Genomic DNA, 18,026 nt, shown 5'->3' with positions numbered 1-18,026 from the left:
TCTTTATAATAAAGAAGGAATGGGAAGGGGAGAAATGATTGAAAAAAATCATCGTGACAGTGTTTATGCTGCTGACAGGCTGCGGTCATCCCTCTTTTGATTCTGTCAAAACGGATGAGTTTGCAGCTGTGTTAACCATCAAGGAACCGGGTCTCACGTTCGTCAATCCACAAGGCAGCATTTTTGCTGAATGGTCGTTTGATGAGCTGTATACAGGCGGGGTTTTGTTTGATGACAACATTCTGCTATATGGATCGGAGCTTGACCACGCCGTGCTGTACTCCATTAAAACGGGAGAAAAGACGGGGGAATGGACCGTTCCGTCGGGGATAACAGCTGCTTCCTTTATAGATGAAACAAACGAAATCGCTTTTTCTGTGAAAAAAGATGGAGCAGTTCACTTTTTTAACAGCAGCGGCACTGAAACAAAGAGCACTAAAACAGGGCGTTATCCGATGTCCATGCTTGAGCACGCGGGAAACCTGTATGTGATTAATTATCAGGATACCGTCCTTTCTGAAATTGATGTTCACACACATAACGTGACAAGGGAATTCGCCATACCAACCTCATCAACAGGTCTTGCGGTAAAGGAGTTGTCGAATGAAATCTGGGTTGGCGGCCATGGGTATGGAGCGGAAGCGAGTGATACTATTCATGTGTATTCACTCGAAACCGGCTCGCTCGCGGCAACGGCGGATGCACCGGTTATGCCGATCGCCTTTGCGGAAAAAAACGGCTACATGTATACAGCGAGCCATGGGTCGAGCACGCTATATGCCTTCGATCCTGACCGGAAGCGCATCGCCGAGACAGAAGCGCCCGCGAATCCGTTTGCCGTAGCGCTGTTTGGAAATCATCTTATTTCCGCCGGTTATGACAGCGGAACGTTATCTTTTCATAAGGAAGAAACGCTTGAGAAAACAAAAACAGTCGAAATTGGAAAAGGACCGTTTATGATTTTTGTGAAAGAAGGTGAGTAGGATGCCTCATTTATTACTTGTGGATGACGAACAGGACATGCTTGATTTAGTGGCGATGTATATGGAGAATGCAGGATACACGGTGAGTCTGGCATTAAGTGGTGACGAAGCGGAGAAGCAGCTGAAGGAAGTGCAGCCGGATTTGATTTTGCTCGACATCATGATGCCCGACCGTGACGGATTTGCTGTTTGTGAGTCCATCCGTTCCTACAGTGACATCCCGATTATTTTTTTAACAGCCAGAGGAGAGGAGTGGGACAAAGTCCGCGCTTTTTCTATTGGAGGAGACGATTATATCGTCAAGCCATTTTCGCCGGGAGAAATGACGGCACGGATTCAAGCAGTTCTCCGCCGGTTCGGCAAAACGGATGGGGATAGGGAATCGATTCGCTGTCAGACGATGTCGATTGACGTCCATTCAAGAACGGTGAAAATAAACGGCGCGACTGTGCAGCTGACGATGAAGGAATTTGATCTGCTCGTTTTGCTCGCTAAAAACCGGGGGCGGATTTTTTCTCGGGAAGAGCTGCTCGAAACCGTGTGGGGAACGGAATACAGCGGTGGAACAAGAACCGTCGACACACATATAAAAACGTTGCGGATGAAACTGAAGCATGAAGGCAGCTCGATTGAAACCGTGTGGGGAATTGGCTACAAGTACGTGGATGGCGCCGTATGACATTCGGAAAGAAACTATGGATGACGCTTTTTCTGTTTGTCATCATTGCAGTGGGAGCGGCTTTTGGTCTTGCGTACATGCTTTATGAAAAACTGTACGTAGAAAGCGTGAAAACGGAGCTGGCCACTTCCGCAAAAAGCATTGCCTCTGATTATGAAGGCGGCGATTTGACGGCAGACTTCATAGACAGAGTCAACTGGTTCAGTGAAAAATCAACCTTTGAAGCGTTCGCCGTTCATAACCCGAGAGAGCTGGCTGCCTGCATACCGTATGAAGCAGACTACGAAACACTGATCGGACCTCATGAGCGGGATCTGCTGCTTCAAAACGAGATGATTGAAGAAACCGGTTATTCAGATCGGTTTGACCGGCAGATTATTTCCGTTATCTATCCGCTTTTGGACGGTGAGCAGCTGAAGGGCATCGTGTACTTATACATTCCGCTTGAACGCATTGATGAACTTGTCTCCAGCTTGATTATGTTTTGGGCGGCGTCCGCTGTGCTCCTGATTGTTCTTCTCCTGTATGGAGGGATGAAATGGACAGCGTATGTAGTAAAACCGCTTGAGAGTATGAAAAAAGCGGCCGTCCGGCTATCAAAAGGCGATTATAAAGCACGTGTGCCGGAAGGGTCCCACGACGAGTTCGGCCAGCTTGCCCGGACGTTTAATGAAATGGCGGAAGCGATTGAGCAAGAAGATGAGCAGCGGAAGACGTTTATTGCAACCGTTTCCCATGAGCTCCGCACGCCGCTCAGTTATATAAAAGGATACAGTGAAGCGGCGATCAAAGGAATCGGGGACCAAAAGCGGCAGCTTGAAATCATTCACCGTGAATCCACCCGAATGGAGCGGCTCGTGAATGACTTGCTTCATTTAATTCGGCTGGAAGCGGATAAAATGACGATCGAAAAAACACCGATTCCGCTGGCTGAAATTGTTCACCGGACGGTTGATACGTTCCGGCTGAAACATCCTTATTTTCAGCTTGACCTGGATGAAGAAACGATTGTGAACGGGGACGAAGGAAGGCTCAGTCAAGTGATGACCAATTTGCTTGATAATGCCATACGTTATTCCGAAAAAAACAGCCCTATTCAAATTGAATTAAAGCAAGAAAGAAAAAGGATCAGATGGACGGTGCGTGATACAGGAGTTGGCATACCTGAAGAAGAAATCCCTAAAATTACAAATCAATTTTACCGGGTCAACAAAGCCAGAACGAGAAACGATGGAGGCTCGGGACTGGGCTTATCCATTGTGAAACAAATTGTGGAGAGTCACGGGGGAGAACTGGTCATCAAAAGCAAAAAAGGGCTGGGAACGACGGTTACCGTTATCCTGCCAGCGATTTCAGAAGAGGGAGAGTAGGAAATGAGAAAACAAAGCATTTGGTTCATCCTGCTGCTAGCCGGCGCACTGCTTGCTGCCTGCAGCCAAAAGGAAACGGCAAAGAAAGTACCGACACCGGTTCAGGCGGAGATCTCTGTCCCTGATCAAGTAGATGTCAATGAGGAAGTGCTTATTTCAACGACCATTACGCAGGATGGAACACCGGTGGATGACGCAGATGAAGTAAAGTATGAAGTGTGGAAGGAAGGCTCAAAAGAAGAAAGTGAAATGATCGAGGCTGCTTCTGAAGGAGATGGTGTGTATACGATGAAAAAGACCTTTGGTGAAGAAGCAGTTTATACGATTCAGGTTCATGTGACTGCGCGGAGCATGCATACGATGCCGAAATCATCGATTGCCGTCGGAAATGCAGTTATTCCAGCCGAATCAGAAAAGCAGGAAATGAATCATGATATGGAAGGAATGGATCATTAACACAGATCAAATAGAAAGCCCCCACCGGACAAGGCGTCGCCGGTGGGGGCTTTGTTGGAATTGGACATCTTCGCTTTTTACAGATCCTTCGACGCACAAGTTGTGCACGTATTGCTGTAGCAGTCATGCTGCTCTTCTAAATGTGTTCCACAGCTCGCACATTGTTTAGCCGGAAGGTTTTTGAAAAATTCAACGATATTTGTAAGCATATTATTCTCTCCTTTGTTATATAACTGTTTGATTTATTATATGTATTGTATTATAACAGAGTGAGCGAGTCAACCGTATTCTGAAAATTTATTTTATTTTTTCGGAATAAGGGAATACAATAGATGAAAAAGAAAGGAAGTATACATAATGAATGTTACGATACTGGGCTGCTGGGACGGATTTCCGAAAGCCAATGAAGCAAGTAGCGGCTATCTAATCGAACACGAGGGATTTAAGCTGCTCGTAGACTGTGGAAGTGCTGTCCTGTCCAAGCTGCAAAACCATTTGAAGCCTGCCGAGCTTGATGCGGTGATTGTTTCCCACTATCACGCGGATCATATTGCAGATATTGGCGTCCTTCAGCACGCACTGCTGATTGACTCTTTTACCGATAAAACAAGGAAAGACCCGCTGCCCATTTATGGACATACGGAAGCAGAAGGATTTAAGGCGCTTTCCTATAAGCACATCACGAAAGGAATTGCCTACAATCCGGCGGAAAATCTTCAGATCGGTCCGCTCACGATTTCTTTTTTTAAAACCGATCATCCAGCCCCTTGTTACGCAATGAAAATACAAGGAGGGGGAGATTCAATCGTGTATACAGCTGATACCGCCTATAAGGAAGAATTAAGCTCATTTGCAAAAGGAGCTGACATTCTGCTTGCAGAAAGTAACTTTTATAAAGGAATGGATGCCACAGCTGCCGGGCATATGACCGCCGAGCAGGCCGGCCTTCTTGCCAAAAAAGCAGAGGTGAAAACACTGGTTCTGACCCATCTGCCTCATTTTGGCGAAATAGAGCAGCTGGCAGTGCAGGCAGCTGAACAATTCAGCGGTACGGTCTTGATTGCGAAGGAAAATATGGAAATCGGATTTTAAGCCGCTGGTTGCGGCTTTTTTTCATCTCTTGTATAATGAAAAAGAATAAAATGAATGGTTATTCATTATTGAAAAGGGGATGGGAACAATGAATGCATCACTTGCTTTAGAGCAAACCGCCATCGAATATGCAGAAAAAACGGCTTATACCTTTTTGGAAACGTCTGCTACATATGGGGAACTAAATGAATCCGTTACCCGTTTTGCTGCTTCATTGCAGTCGCTCGGCTTGCAGAAGGGAGATCATATCGCGCTTCTTTTGGGCAATTCTCCTCATTTTATTGTCGCTTTATATGGAGCGATGCGTGCTGGCATTACCGTGATCCCGGTCAACCCTGTTTATACACCGAATGAAATCACGTATATATTAAAAAATGGAGACGTAAAAGCCGTTGTGCTGCTCGATTTGCTCGTACCCCTTGCCGAAAGCATCCAGGAGCACCTGCCGCTTCTTGCTCATTATATTGTATGTGAATCGGGAGATGAACGTGCTGCCTCATACCATCCGATTGAGGAAACACCTCACACAAAAATGAAAGCGTTCTCCAAGATGGTGGGCTTTCCTCAGCCATTTACAGCCCCTGATCTTCATGAAGAAGACACAGCGGTTATCTTGTACACATCCGGCACAACAGGCAAGCCGAAAGGAGCGATGCTCACACATAAAAATATTTTTTCCAATGCACGAGACATTGCTGATTATTTGGCTATTTCAAGTACCGACAGAATGATCACGGTGCTGCCAATGTTTCACGTTTTCTGTTTGACCGTGGCTTTAAATGCACCCATTGTTCGCGGAGCGGAGATGGTTATATTGCCGGCTTTTAGTCCGAAAGAGGTATTTAAGGCGGCTAAAGAAAAAAAAGCGACGATTTTTGCCGGCGTTCCGACAATGTATAACTTTTTGCTTCAACTGCCGGAGTCAGACCCTGCTGATTTTTCGACAGTCCGTCTTTGCATTTCAGGCGGCGCTTCCATGCCGGTTTCTCTATTAGAACAGTTTGAAAAGAAATGTAATGTACAGATTTCAGAAGGATACGGTTTGTCCGAAGCAAGTCCGGTTACAGCTTTTAATCCACTCGATAAACCGCGAAAGGCCGGCTCAATCGGCTGTTCGATTTCCAATGTGGAAAACAGAATTGTGGACGAGGCAGGAGATGCCGTTCAAACCGGCCAGGTAGGTGAGCTTATTGTTCGAGGACCAAATGTCATGAAAGGTTATTATAAAATGCCGGAAGAAACAGCTGCCGCGATTCGGGACGGCTGGCTTTACACAGGAGATCTTGCCAGACAGGATGAAGATGGGTACTTTTATATTGTTGATCGTAAAAAAGATTTGATCATTGTGGGCGGCTACAATGTGTATCCGCGCGAAGTGGAGGAAGTGCTGTATGAGCATGATGACATCATTGAAGCAGCTGTCCTCGGTGCTCCAGATCCTGATTACGGAGAAGCCGTTCTTGCCTTTGTTGTTCAAAAAGGAGAATCCTTAACGAAAGAAGACGTGCTTCGTTATTGCAAAGAAAGACTTGTTTCCTATAAGGTTCCAGCATCTGTTGAATTTTTGAAGGAATTGCCTAAAAATACAACAGGGAAAATTTTAAGACGATCGTTAAAAGAACAACTTTTAAACAACTCTTGAAAATCAAAATAACCTGACGAGGGCAGAGCGTTAAGAAAGGCTTGCCCTCGTCAGGAACTGCTTGATATATGTAATGGATCTGGGAAAATAGGTTCAATAAAGGGGAATTATGCGCTCAAAAAGCGCCCGTATCTACTAGATACGGGGCTTTTTTAAAATTAAGTGAATAGGGGGTTTCATCGTTTGGGGAATCAGTTAGAAGGAATTCTCATGATGTGTGATAGACCTTCTCCAAACGGTTTAATTCATCAGATAAAGCAAGAAAAGCGGTACGGTCGCCTTGGTCAAGTGACAGATCAATCTTTTCCATCAAGGCTGCTTTTTCTTTTTTGTATAAAATATCGCTAAGGAAGCTGTCGATAAACTCACTCATTACTGTTTTTTCTGTTTCACGGGGCATCGGGGACTTCATCATCTCGGCAAAATAATTATTGTTTTCCATTTTTAATCACCTCGGATACCTTTTTTTTATTATATGGGATTTCAAACAACTAATCAACAGAAATTTTTAAATTTTTCGAAAACTATCTTTTTGAATAAAATAGGACAAAATGACGACTAAATGGTAAGATAATGAAGTAAATCCACTATTAAGAAATGGGTGAAGCAATCCTATGGCAGGCGGACCGTTTTCAGAAAAAAATGATTACGTCATTAACAGCAAAACGCTTTTGCTAGAACCGATTCAATCTGAGGAGCATACCCTCGTGTACGAAAAGGGCCGCGAACCATTTACAGTAACCAAAAGACCATTAAATATCATTCGGCAAAGCTGTATCCGCTACCTTAATACATACGATGGAAAAAGAAACGCTTCGGCAATCATTCTGGGAACGAACCGGAAAGTTCCAGTTAACATCGATGAAATAAAAGGTACTTATCTATTCCCAACGAGTTCGCACTTAAAACATAATTGTGTGTGGATTACACTCGCCCATTTAAAAGAGTTAGAAGAGGTTGATAAAAAACGCACGAAAATAACCTTCAGTGATTATCAGTCTGTCATCGTTCCTGTTTCAGCTCTTGCCATTTACAATCAGGTGAACTTGACGAAAGCTCTTTATGAAAGAGGGAATGCACCGACAGAATCAATCGTGAAGGAAAAAGTAAACCGTGCACAATACGTAACCGGCGTAAAAGGTCATGTCATTTCGTTTTTTCATCCTCCAAAAAGGGAATAAACGATATGAAGTAAAGAAATTTGAAGGATGAATGAAAGGGAAGTCACAAATGAATGTATCAACAGATCATATTATGGAATGGCTTCAGCAATATGAATCGTTTGGACCGCTTCCAGGCTTTTTGCTTCCACTGCTTGAAGCGTTTCTGCCTTTTTTGCCTCTTTTCGCCTTTGTGCTGGCCAATGTGAATGCGTTTGGACTGGGGCTTGGCTTCTTGATCTCCTGGGGAGGGGCAGTAACGGGCTCTTTTATTGTTTTTTTGTTAATAAGAAGGTTTGGACAGCAGAAGATACTCACGTTTCTGCAAAAGAATAAACAAGTGGACAAAATGATGAACTGGATGGACCGGCACGGCTTTGCACCTGTTTTTTTGCTGCTTTGTTTCCCATTTACTCCATCAGCAGTTGTAAATGTCGTCGCTGGCTTATCTCATATCAGCGTTGTACAGTATTTATTCGCGGTTATGGCCGGCAAGACGGTCATGATTTTTACAATCAGCTATGTCGGGCATGATGTGTTTGCCCTTATTCATCAGCCCGGAAGAACGGCCATTATTCTCGCGGTCATGGCTTTATTATGGCTAGCCGGAAAACAGCTTGAAAAAAAGCTGGAACAGTGAAAACTGCTGAATGGCAGTTTTTTTTGATCTTTGACCGAACGTATGGTCTTTGGTATAGTAAGGGAAAAGGGGGGATCTGGATGGCACTGCAATTGATAACCGGACGCTCCGGTTCGGGCAAAACAGAACATATTATCAATGAAATCAAACAGAAGCTTGCCGAGCAGCCGAATGGAAAACCGATAATTTATATTGTTCCAGAGCAAATGTCCTTTTTATCTGAGTACCGGCTGGCTTCGGATCAATCACTGGGCGGTATAATACGCGCTCAAGTATACAGCTTTACAAGACTTGCGTGGCGGGTGCTACAAGAAGAAGGCGGAATGAGCAGACAGTATATCACGCCGGCGGGCCGGAATATTTTAATCCGCAGTATTATTGAGCAGCAGCGTCACGAATTATCCGTTTTTACAAAAGCAACAGATAAAACCGGCTTTGTCAGCACTGTCGAGCAAATGCTGACAGAATTTCGGCAGCACCTGGTGACGCCGGATGAAATGAATGAATATAAAAAGCATGTCCCGGCCGCCCTTGCAGACAAGCTGCAGGATCTGCAAAAAATCTATTCCTCTTATGAGATCGCGTTAGCCGGAAAATACACCGACACAGAAGACTACATGCGGCTGCTGGCTGAAATGGCCGGCAAATCCGCCTACATCCAGGAAGCAGATATTTACATTGACGGCTTCCATAGCTTTACTCCTCAGGAATATGAAGTGATTCGTGTGCTTTTAAATACAGCTAAAACAGTGAACATCGCACTGACGACGGACCGCTCCTACCGCCACGAGCAGCCGGCTGAAACCGATTTATTTCGAATGACAGGCCGTTCTTATTATGAGCTGTATGAACTGGCTGCCGGGGAAGCGGTCGACATAAAAGACGATCTTCATCTAAACGAGCATAAACGTCAGCAGTCATCATCCCTTGTTCACCTTGAAAGGCACTTTGAAAAACGGCCGGCCAAGCGGAAGAAAGAAAGTGACGGGCTCATTATATGGCAGGCAGCCGGACGCCGGGCAGAAGTTGAAGCCGCCGCTCGGGAAATTCGAAAGCTATCCCGGACGAAGCAGCTGCGCTATAAACAAATCGCCTTGCTGGTAAGAAATGGTGAACAGTACAGGTCCATTATTGAAACGGTTTTTGATGACTACAGCATTCCATTTTTTATTGATCAAAAAACACCGATGCTTAACCACCCGCTGATAGAGCTGATCCGCTCTTCTCTTGAAGTGGTCAGTGGCAGATGGCGGTATGAAGCCATTTTTCGGGCGATTAAAACCGATCTGCTTTTTTCATTTGACGAGCCACGCAGCCAAATCCGAAGAAAAATGGATTTGCTGGAAAACTACGTACTGGCTCATGGGATATATGGAGAGCGGTGGACCAATGGAGAGCGGTGGACATACCGCCGATACATGGGACTGGAATTCACTTCTGTCGCGCAAACCGATGAAGAACGCTTATTTGAACAGCAATTAAATGAGGGAAGAGACCTCGTATCTGCGCCGCTGTTCAGGATGGAAAAGCGGCTGAAGCGCGCGAAAAATGCAATGGATTGCTGCCGTGCTCTGTATCAGTTTATAGAAGAGCTTGATATACCGGGGAAAATGGAGCAGCTGTCTTTAGAAGCGGAAGAACGTGGAGATTTAACAGAAGCTGCCCAGCATAATCAAGCGTGGGATGGCGTTATTGGCATGCTTGATGAATTCGCAGAAGTTGCGGGCGATGAGCAGATGGATGCAAAAAAATTTGCTGCTGTGCTTGATGCCGGTCTGGAAGCGTTGGAATTTTCACTTGTTCCGCCGGCTGCTGACCAGGTCATTATCGCAAATCCGGATAAATCGAGGCTTTCGGATATTCATACAGCATTCATTATTGGGATGAATGACGGTGTTTTTCCCTCCAGACCGGCAGATGACGGAATTTTGGATGACGAAGAAAGAGAGGCCTTGATCAGCTCCGGTATGAAGGTGGCGCCGGGCAGCAAAACAAAGCTGCTTGATGAGGAATTCGTCGCGTACCGGGCGTTCACCGTTCCATCCAGCCGTTTATATGTATCATGGCCGATTGCAGATATAGAAGGGAAGTCTCTTCAGCCATCCCCTTACTTGAAAAGAGTGAGGGAATGGTTTGATCAGGTGGACGAGATGATCATCGCCAACGATCCTGCTGATTTGCCGCCGGAGGAGCAAATGACGTACATATGCCATCCGGAGCCTACTCTTTCGTACTTGACCTCACAGCTTCAATTAAAAAAGCGCGGCTATCCGGTGTTCCCGTTCTGGTGGGATGTTTACACGATTTATATGGAACAAAGCCGTGACAAAGCCGGCTTTGTTCTGGACAGTCTCCTCTATGAGAACAAAGCCGAGCCGCTCAAGGATGAGACAAGTCTCGGACTGTACGGAACAGATATGATTGCCAGCGTTTCAAGAATGGAAACCTTTCATTCCTGTGCGTTCAGCCATTTTGCAAGACACGGCTTAAAGCTGCGCGACCGTCTTGTATACCGGCTTGAAGCACCGGACATCGGTGACCTGTTCCACGGCGCTTTAAAATGGATTGCAGAAGAAGTGGAAAAAAGGGGATTAAACTGGCCGGAGCTTTCACCAGAGCAATGCCGGGTTTTTGCTAAAACAGCTGTAGAAGAGCTGGCACCGAAGCTGCAAAATCGAATTTTAATGAGCTCAAACCGCCATCTTTATATTCAAAGCAAACTTGAGCAAATTATTGCGCGGGCATCTGCTGTTTTAAGTGATCAAGCGAAAGTGAGCGGATTTTCACCGCTTGGAATTGAACTGGCTTTCGGTCCCCGTTCAGAGCTGCCGCCGCTCGTTTTTCAATTGAAAAATGGGGCGCGCATGTCGCTTGCCGGCCGTATTGACCGTGTTGATCAGGCAAAAGGAGCCGATGATACGTATTTGCGAGTAATTGACTATAAGTCAAGCAGCCGTGATGTGGATATGACAGAAATGTACTACGGATTTGCGATGCAAATGCTGACCTACCTTGATATTGTCGTGGCAAACGCGAAAAAGCTGACCGGCTCTGAAGCACGGCCCGGCGGCGTCCTGTACTTTCACATGCATAACCCATTTTTAAATACAAAGAAATTTTTAACAACAGAAGAAATTGACAAAGAGCTGTTCAAAAGCTTCCGCATGAAGGGACTTGTTCTCGGAGAAGATGAAGCGATTCAGTTAATGGATGAACAGCTTGAGACCGGGGATTCTCTTGTGATTCCAGCCGGCTATAAAAAAGACGGCTCGCTGTCAGCGCGTTCCAAAACCGCCGACGATGCGTCCTTTCAGGTGATGAGGAATCATGTGCGCGGGTTGTATGCAAAAGCCGGCAATGACATTGTTTCAGGCAAGGTGGACATAGAGCCATACCGCTACAATAAAAAAACGCCTTGCACGTTTTGTTCCTACCGGCAAGTGTGCCAATTTGACGAAACGCTCAATGAGAATAATTACCGGATGATCCGTCCGAAAAAGAGCGAAGAAATACTCGCAATAATGAAGGAGGAAGAAGATGAACAGCTATAACATTCCGGCGAAACCGGACGAAGCCCTGTGGACGGAAGATCAGTGGAAAGCGATTTATGCAGAAGGCAGTGATATTCTGGTCGCTGCCGCGGCAGGGTCCGGCAAAACGGCTGTTCTTGTGGAACGGATCATACAAAAAATGATCCGAGACGAAGCGCCGGTGAATGTAGATGAGCTGCTCGTTGTCACATTCACCAATGCCGCTGCTGCTGAAATGAGGCAGCGAATCAGTGAAGCGCTGGAAAGAGAGCTGGAAAAGAATCCAGAGGAAAGCCGTCTTCGCCGCCAGCTCCGATTGTTAAATAAAGCGTCCATCTCAACCCTGCATTCGTTTTGTCTCGACGTCATCCGGAAGTATTATTATTTGATTGATATCGACCCGGCTTTTCGAATTGCGGATGATACGGAAGCGGTGTTGATTCGGGATGAAGTGCTGGAGGAACTGCTTGAGGAAGAATATGCAAAGCCGGATAACGCTGACTTTTTCCACCTGGTTGATACCTTTTCAGGAGACCGGAGTGACAAAGAGCTCCAGCAATCGGTTCTTCGCCTTTTCGATTTTTCAAGGTCGCACCCGGACCCGGACAAATGGCTGAGCGAGCTTGCTGGCCTATATGATGCCACGGATTCCATTGATGAGCTCGTTTTTATCGAGCCGTTAAAAAAAGAGATTCGTTTTCAGCTCCAAACGGCCAAAGCGCTGTTGGACGAAGGATTGATGATCAGTGAGCTGCCCGGCGGCCCTTCCCCGCGTATGGATAATTTTTTAACGGACGGGGCGATGGCCAAAGCCCTTATCCAATGCGAGTCATGGAGAGAGTGGCATGAGGCCTTCTCGCAGGTGAAATTTCCTACCCTTAAAATGTGCAAAGGAGAGGACTTTGACGAGGAGCTGAAGGAACGCTCGAAACAAGTAAGAGATCAAGCGAAAAAAATCATCACTGAGCTGAAGGAAACCTTTTTTGCCCGGAAGCCGGAAAGCTGGCTAAAGGATCTGCAGGAAATGAAGCCGGTTGTCGCAAGACTCGCGCAGCTAGTTACGGCCTTTGCAAGCCGGTATGCAGAAGTGAAAAAAGAAAAGGGCCTGACCGATTTCAGTGATTTGGAGCATTACGCCCTGGCGATCTTAACCGATGAAAATGGTGAACCGTCCAAAGCAGCCGATTCCTACCGGCGCCGGTTTAAAGAAGTGCTTGTGGATGAATACCAGGATGTGAATATGGTCCAGGAAACAATTGTACGGCTTGTATCCAAAGATGATGAGCAGTCCGGCAATTTATTCATGGTGGGCGACGTGAAACAGTCGATTTATCGTTTTCGCCTGGCAGAGCCGGGTCTTTTTCTTGAGAAGTATAACCGGTTTCAATCAGATGGCATTGGAGCGGGATTGAAAATCGGGCTATCCCGCAATTTCCGGAGCCGAGAAGAAGTGCTGAATGGAACGAATTATATCTTTCAACAGATTATGGGCACAGAGGTAGGCGAAATTGAATATGGGGAAGCGGAATCCCTCGTTCCAGGTGCTGCTTATCCGGCAGCGGACTTTCCAATCGAGGTGGCGGTAATCAATAGTGACGGCTCAGATGACCTTGAGGAAGAAATGGACCGCGAGGATGCGGAGCAGTCTCAGCTCGAGTCCCGCTTAATCGCCGTAAAAATCAAAGAGCTGATTGAGTCGGGTCAGCTTATTTATGACCCGAAAACAAAAACGGAACGGCCTGTACAATACCGGGATATTGTCATTTTGATGCGGTCTCTCACCTGGGTGCCGGAAATGATGGAAGAGTTTAAGCATGCGGGCATCCCTGTTTACGCAAACACATCGGGCGGCTACTTCGGAGCAACAGAAATTTCTGTGATGCTGTCCCTTCTCCATGTGATTGACAACCCGTTTCAGGACATTCCGCTTGCGGCTGTTCTTCGCTCGCCAATCGTCCGCTGTACAGAGGATGAACTGGCTTCCATCCGGATGGCGTCTAAAAAAGGCAGCTACTTTGAAGCGCTGATCGCTTTTTTAGAACAGAAGAACAGTGATGCGGCTATTCTGAAAAAAGTGGCGCCTTTTATGGAAAGGCTTGAAAAGTGGCGGTCCATCGGCAGAAGCGGCGCGCTGGCGGATCTTATTTGGGAGCTGTACCGGGACACGCAATTTTACGCGTTTGCCGGTGGGATGCCGGGCGGTAAGCAGCGGCAGGCGAATCTGCGGGCGCTGTATGACCGTGCACGGCAATATGAAGAAACCTCCTTCCGCGGTCTTTTCCGGTTTTTGCGCTTTATTGAACGGATGCGCGAACGTGGCGATGACCTCGGCACAGCCCGTTCGTTGTCTGAACAGGAGGATGTGGTGCGCGTGATGACGATTCACGCCAGCAAAGGGCTGGAGTTTCCGATTGTCTTTACAGCAGCATCAGGCCGGCGGTTTAATATGATGGATTTAAATGGACGTGTTTTGTTCGATAAAGATTATGGAATCGCTGTAAAATACATGAATGCGGAAAAAAGAATTGCCTGGCCGTCACTTATTCAGCTTGCCTTTCAACGAAAGAAAAAGCTGGAGATGCTGGCGGAGGAAATGCGGATCTTATATGTGGCGATGACGCGGGCGAAAGAAAAGCTGGTGGTGACGGCTTCCGTGAAAAAGCTGGACAAGAAGCTCGACAGCTGGTTACGTGCAGCAGACCACCCATCTGTGCTGCTTCAGGATGCCGTGCGGGCGTCAGCAACGTCTTATATAGACTGGATAGGACCCGCATTAAAGAGGCATGTGGATCTTGACGGACAGCATCCATTCTTTCTGAAGCATCCGTCCCGCTTTCAGTTTTCGGTTATCGAAGCGGACTCCTTGCTGTCCACCGCTGTTGAGAATGAGGAGACGGAGGAGTCCTGGCTTGAGATGCTGAGAAAGCGAAAGCCCTATCCAGAGCAGTCAGATGCAAAGGCCGAAATTGAAAAGCGGATGACGTGGACATATGAATACCCGGAAGCGGTCCAGCTTCGTTCCAAGCAATCTGTTTCTGATTTGAAAAGATCGAATGATATATACAGTGACGGTGCATCGTACGAAAAAGCGCACTCTTATCGCCGGCCGATCTTCAGACGTCCCCGGTTTGTTCAGGAAAAGCAGCTGTCACCAGCAGAAATCGGGACGGCGGTCCATACGGTGATGCAGCATATCGACCTGAATCAAGTCCCTTCTGAAATAGCCATCGAGAAGCTGCTTGAAAAATTGATTGAAAAGGAACTGCTGACGGTTGACCAGGCAGAAGCTGTCAGAGCAGAAGAAATTGCTGCGTTTTTCCACACAAAGCCTGGCCAAATGGTGCTGTCAGCCGATCACGTGTATCGAGAGCTTCCCTTTAATATGAGTTTAACCGCAAAAGAAGCCGGCACAGGGGAGACTGACGAACCCGTTCTCATTCAAGGGGTCATTGACTGCTTATTTGAATACAAAGGAACGCTTTATTTGCTGGATTATAAAACGGACAGAATTACGGATCGTTTTTCCGGCGGCTTTGAGGAAGCAAAGCCGATTCTTCAAAAACGGTATGACGTACAGATCAACCTTTATGCAAAAGCAGTAGAGCGGATCTGGAAACGCCCGGTAGGCGCAAAATTTGTTTACTTTTTAGACGGCGGCCATATCGTTGAATATGCGTAACGCATTTCGTTTCTGTTAGAATAAATAGAAACGAACATAGAAAGGGTGTGTATAGTTGCATAACAACGAATGGAATCAACCAGGGCGTATTCTCTCAATTGACGTCCTAAGGGGAATCTCGCTTTTTGGCATTTTTCTTGTCAATATGCTTTCTTTCCATTCCCCTTATTTTTATTACAATCCGTACGAGTGGTGGAAAACCTCGCAGGATTTGCTTGCCTTTTCTTGGATTGATGTGTTCGTTCAAGCGAGCTTTTATCCGCTGTTTGCGGCTATGTTCGGCTTTGGCACGGCGATGCAGTACGAGAAAGCGATGGAGCGGACGGGCTCGTTTTGGAAAACAGGGGTGCGCCGGTTTTCATTCCTGCTGCTGATCGGTTTTCTTCACGCCTGGTTTATTTGGCCGGGGGACATTTTATTTAACTATGCAGTGTGCGGCTTTATTCTGTTGCTGCTTCTCCGTTTTTCAGGAAAGATCCTGCTGCTCGCAGGCTTTGTGTTCCTGTTTGTGCCTGCCGGGATGTTTAGCGTTTTGCTGCTGCTGTCAGCTCAGATGGATCCGTACAATGCCCTTTTTTGGACGGACATCGCATCTGTTTCTCAATCGATTGCAGCTTACGGAAGCGGGTCATTTGCGGAAGTCACAACCCAGCGAATGCACGACTGGTCGAACAACAACATAACAGATGGGGCTTTTCTGTTTCAGCTGATAGCGATCCTGCCGTTTTTGCTTATTGGAGCGGGCGTTTACAAAAAGCGGATTATTCAAAAGTGGTCCGCCCAGCCAAAAAAGACATTTTTCCTTTTTCTCATTCTGTTTGCTGCCGGAGTGCTGCTGAAGGGGATTCCGCATTTGCTTGATCCAAGTCATATTGCGTATATGTATATTCAGGATTCGATTGGCGGTCCGGTTCTAGCTGCTTCCTACGCTGCCTTCATCGTATTTGCCTGCACAAAAAAAACGATGTCCGGCATCCTACAGCCCTTTGCGGCGGCCGGCAAAATGTCCCTAACGAATTATTTAATGCAGTCTATCGTTGGATCGCTTCTTTTTTACGCCTACGGCTTCGGCTTTTATGGTCAGATAACGGTCACGACAGGTGTATGGCTATGTGTCACTATTTTCACTGCTCAGGTGATTATATCCGGTTTATGGCTAAACCGCTTTAAGCAAGGACCCGCTGAAATGCTCTGGCGGACAGTAACATACGGGAAAGGGAGATGAAAAAATGAAATGGATGAGCTTTAAACATGAAGGTCAGGAAAAGTACGGTGTATACGTACCCGAAAAAAAAGGGGCAGCCGTTATATCAGGTCAAAAAAATACGCCTGCTTCTTTATTGGAGGCAATACAGGAATCATCGTTGGCAGCTTTATTGACGGACAACCTGGATCACCTTCCTTTTGTGGCTGAGGGCGATATTGAATGGCTGGCTCCGATTCCGCGTCCATCAAAAAATGTCATGTGTGTCGGGAAAAATTATCGCGATCACGCCATTGAAATGGGCGGAGAGGCGAGTGTGCCGGAGCATCCGATGATTTTCACAAAAGCACCAACGGCCGTCAGCGCCCACCTGTCACCAATTCCGGCTCATCGCTCGTTAACGGACGCGCTTGATTATGAAGGTGAACTGGCTGTGATTATCGGGAAAAAAGGAAAAGAGATTTCAAGAGAAAACGCGCTTGACTATGTGTTTGGCTATACTGTGCTGAACGATGTAACGGCACGGGATCTTCAAAAACGCCACAGCCAATTTTTTATCGGCAAAAGTCTGGATGGATCTTGTCCAATGGGCCCGTGGATTGTGTCAAAGGATGAAATTAAAGACCCGCATCAGCTGGCGATCGAAACGAAAGTAAATGGGGAAATACGCCAGCAATCAACGACCGCTCATTTTATTTTTCCGATTGATGAAATTATTCATGTTTTGTCAAAAGGAATGACGCTCGAGCCCGGTGATATTATTGCGACGGGCACGCCCGCCGGTGTTGGATTCGCCATGGAGCCCAAGAAAACACTTCAGCCCGGAGATACCGTTCAAATTTCAATCGAATCTGTCGGGACTTTGTCAAATACGGTCGAGTGATGGTGTGGTAAACTAAAGAAGGAAAAAAGGAGGAGAGTACATGGACTTTTTAACGTCGTCAACACACGTACATATTACAACATGGGTCATTGCGCTAATCTTATTTTTTGTTGCATTGAAAAAGCCGTCAACAGGTGTTCATATGGGGCTTCGGTTGTTTTACGTGCTTATTTTGGTAACCGGCTTTATGCTGTTTGTCACGTTTGACTATTTAAACCCTATGCTGTATGGATTAAAAATGCTCGGCGGTCTCATTGCCATCGGTTTAATGGAAATGACGCTTGTCCGCAAGAAAAAAGGGAAAAGCAACGGTGGTGTTTTAATTGGGGCGATTCTCGTGCTGATTATTACAATCGTTCTTGGATTTGCATTGCCTGGAATTGCTTAAATTGGATAGGTCTTTAAAAGCTGTGAATTGAAAAACAATTCGCAGCTTTCTTTTGCTACAATAGGGAAAAGGAGGAATAGACAATGCTTCCACTTTTTTTATGGGCGGCTGTGTTAATTTCATTTTTTGTGATTGTGTGGCGTGTGTCCATTCAGCTAAACACATCTAATACGAAAATAGAGAAAGGGAATGATCCGGAAAACGAGAAGGATTCTACCTTTCCTTAACCGTTTTTCTTTAACAGGAAGAACGGTTTTTTTATTATACACACTCAGCGTTGCGCTCAATCTGACACTCGTGTATACTTTTTGTATAACTAT

At 46.2% G+C, this 18,026-nt stretch carries 16 protein-coding genes; 14 read left to right on the top strand and 2 right to left on the bottom strand.

Annotated features, from left to right (window positions below; genetic code table 11):
* The first annotated feature begins 38 nt into the window (after nt 1–38).
* The 4 genes from BW952_RS15570 to BW952_RS15555 are packed head-to-tail and all read left to right on the top strand — an operon-like array spanning nt 39 to nt 3,488.
* Entirely contained in the window at nt 39–983 is a 945-nt protein-coding gene (locus BW952_RS15570) for a YncE family protein (RefSeq protein ID WP_045850599.1), read from the top strand.
* A gap of 1 nt (nt 984) precedes the next feature.
* Nucleotides 985–1,662: a response regulator transcription factor gene (locus BW952_RS15565; RefSeq protein ID WP_045850600.1), complete on the top strand. Its 678-nt coding sequence runs from the start codon at nt 985–987 to the stop codon at nt 1,660–1,662.
* Nucleotides 1,659–3,032: a sensor histidine kinase gene (locus BW952_RS15560; protein ID WP_045850601.1), complete on the top strand. Its 1,374-nt coding sequence runs from the start codon at nt 1,659–1,661 to the stop codon at nt 3,030–3,032. The genes BW952_RS15565 and BW952_RS15560 overlap by 4 nt, the downstream gene beginning before the upstream one ends.
* A gap of 3 nt (nt 3,033–3,035) precedes the next feature.
* Nucleotides 3,036–3,488 carry a FixH family protein gene (locus tag BW952_RS15555; RefSeq protein ID WP_045850602.1) on the top strand — a complete coding sequence of 151 codons (453 nt, stop codon included), beginning with the start codon at nt 3,036–3,038 and terminating at the stop codon, nt 3,486–3,488.
* Between the two features lie 77 nt (nt 3,489–3,565).
* On the opposite strand, the gene yhfH is transcribed toward BW952_RS15555, so the two are convergent.
* On the bottom strand, nt 3,566–3,697 hold the full coding sequence (gene yhfH, locus BW952_RS15550; RefSeq protein ID WP_076496340.1) for a protein YhfH: 132 nt from the start codon (nt 3,695–3,697) through the stop codon (nt 3,566–3,568).
* 148 nt (nt 3,698–3,845) lie between these two features.
* On the opposite strand from yhfH, the gene BW952_RS15545 reads away from it, so the two are divergent.
* Together BW952_RS15545 and BW952_RS15540 are read left to right on the top strand one after the other, a co-directional pair.
* The gene (locus BW952_RS15545) at nt 3,846–4,580 is read left to right on the top strand and encodes an MBL fold metallo-hydrolase (RefSeq protein WP_045850603.1); all 735 of its coding nucleotides are present in this window, start codon (nt 3,846–3,848) and stop codon (nt 4,578–4,580) included.
* Nucleotides 4,581–4,668: 88 nt separating this feature from the next.
* Entirely contained in the window at nt 4,669–6,222 is a 1,554-nt protein-coding gene (locus tag BW952_RS15540) for a fatty acid--CoA ligase family protein (protein ID WP_045850604.1), read from the top strand.
* Between the two features lie 208 nt (nt 6,223–6,430).
* On the opposite strand, the gene BW952_RS15535 is transcribed toward BW952_RS15540, so the two are convergent.
* Entirely contained in the window at nt 6,431–6,664 is a 234-nt protein-coding gene (locus BW952_RS15535) for an IDEAL domain-containing protein (RefSeq protein ID WP_045850605.1), read from the bottom strand.
* Between the two features lie 172 nt (nt 6,665–6,836).
* On the opposite strand from BW952_RS15535, the gene BW952_RS15530 reads away from it, so the two are divergent.
* The 8 genes from BW952_RS15530 to BW952_RS19520 all read left to right on the top strand — a co-directional run bounded on the left by BW952_RS15530 (nt 6,837) and on the right by BW952_RS19520 (nt 17,933).
* A complete protein-coding gene (locus tag BW952_RS15530) occupies nt 6,837–7,403 on the top strand; it encodes a competence protein ComK (RefSeq protein WP_045850606.1) in 567 nt (188 codons plus the stop codon).
* 49 nt (nt 7,404–7,452) lie between these two features.
* Entirely contained in the window at nt 7,453–8,022 is a 570-nt protein-coding gene (locus BW952_RS15525; RefSeq protein ID WP_082084586.1) for a TVP38/TMEM64 family protein, read from the top strand.
* A gap of 80 nt (nt 8,023–8,102) precedes the next feature.
* The gene (gene addB / locus BW952_RS15520) at nt 8,103–11,573 is read left to right on the top strand and encodes a helicase-exonuclease AddAB subunit AddB (RefSeq protein ID WP_045850608.1); all 3,471 of its coding nucleotides are present in this window, start codon (nt 8,103–8,105) and stop codon (nt 11,571–11,573) included.
* On the top strand, nt 11,560–15,231 hold the full coding sequence (gene addA / locus BW952_RS15515; RefSeq protein ID WP_045850609.1) for a helicase-exonuclease AddAB subunit AddA: 3,672 nt from the start codon (nt 11,560–11,562) through the stop codon (nt 15,229–15,231). Before addB ends, addA begins: the two co-directional genes overlap by 14 nt.
* Before the next feature lie 55 nt (nt 15,232–15,286).
* The gene (locus tag BW952_RS15510) at nt 15,287–16,456 is read left to right on the top strand and encodes a DUF418 domain-containing protein (protein WP_045850610.1); all 1,170 of its coding nucleotides are present in this window, start codon (nt 15,287–15,289) and stop codon (nt 16,454–16,456) included.
* Between the two features lie 4 nt (nt 16,457–16,460).
* Nucleotides 16,461–17,318, top strand: coding sequence for a fumarylacetoacetate hydrolase family protein (locus tag BW952_RS15505; protein ID WP_045850611.1), 858 nt, complete (start codon nt 16,461–16,463; stop codon nt 17,316–17,318).
* Nucleotides 17,319–17,358: 40 nt separating this feature from the next.
* Nucleotides 17,359–17,706, top strand: a complete 348-nt coding sequence (locus BW952_RS15500; protein ID WP_045850612.1) for a YisL family protein — start codon at nt 17,359–17,361, stop codon at nt 17,704–17,706.
* Between the two features lie 83 nt (nt 17,707–17,789).
* On the top strand, nt 17,790–17,933 hold the full coding sequence (locus BW952_RS19520) for a hypothetical protein (RefSeq protein WP_156149417.1): 144 nt from the start codon (nt 17,790–17,792) through the stop codon (nt 17,931–17,933).
* Nucleotides 17,934–18,026: the final 93 nt, after the last annotated feature.

Source organism: Domibacillus enclensis, from assembly GCF_900156125.1.
In the GTDB taxonomy this organism is placed as follows: Bacteria; Bacillota; Bacilli; order Bacillales; family Domibacillaceae; genus Domibacillus; species Domibacillus enclensis.
Note: the sequence above shows the minus strand (reverse complement) of the source record. Positions and strands in the feature narration are given on the sequence as shown.

Coding starts and splice junctions, on each gene's coding strand:
- BW952_RS15565 (WP_045850600.1), top strand. CDS start 985: ATGCCTCATTTATTACTTGTGGATGACGAACAGGACATGCTTGATTTA.
- addB (WP_045850608.1), top strand. CDS start 8,103: ATGGCACTGCAATTGATAACCGGACGCTCCGGTTCGGGCAAAACAGAA.
- BW952_RS15525 (WP_082084586.1), top strand. CDS start 7,453: ATGAATGTATCAACAGATCATATTATGGAATGGCTTCAGCAATATGAA.
- BW952_RS15540 (WP_045850604.1), top strand. CDS start 4,669: ATGAATGCATCACTTGCTTTAGAGCAAACCGCCATCGAATATGCAGAA.
- BW952_RS15560 (WP_045850601.1), top strand. CDS start 1,659: ATGACATTCGGAAAGAAACTATGGATGACGCTTTTTCTGTTTGTCATC.
- yhfH (WP_076496340.1), bottom strand. CDS start 3,697: ATGCTTACAAATATCGTTGAATTTTTCAAAAACCTTCCGGCTAAACAA.
- BW952_RS15530 (WP_045850606.1), top strand. CDS start 6,837: ATGGCAGGCGGACCGTTTTCAGAAAAAAATGATTACGTCATTAACAGC.
- BW952_RS19520 (WP_156149417.1), top strand. CDS start 17,790: ATGCTTCCACTTTTTTTATGGGCGGCTGTGTTAATTTCATTTTTTGTG.
- BW952_RS15545 (WP_045850603.1), top strand. CDS start 3,846: ATGAATGTTACGATACTGGGCTGCTGGGACGGATTTCCGAAAGCCAAT.
- BW952_RS15500 (WP_045850612.1), top strand. CDS start 17,359: ATGGACTTTTTAACGTCGTCAACACACGTACATATTACAACATGGGTC.
- addA (WP_045850609.1), top strand. CDS start 11,560: ATGAACAGCTATAACATTCCGGCGAAACCGGACGAAGCCCTGTGGACG.
- BW952_RS15535 (WP_045850605.1), bottom strand. CDS start 6,664: ATGGAAAACAATAATTATTTTGCCGAGATGATGAAGTCCCCGATGCCC.
- BW952_RS15555 (WP_045850602.1), top strand. CDS start 3,036: ATGAGAAAACAAAGCATTTGGTTCATCCTGCTGCTAGCCGGCGCACTG.
- BW952_RS15505 (WP_045850611.1), top strand. CDS start 16,461: ATGAAATGGATGAGCTTTAAACATGAAGGTCAGGAAAAGTACGGTGTA.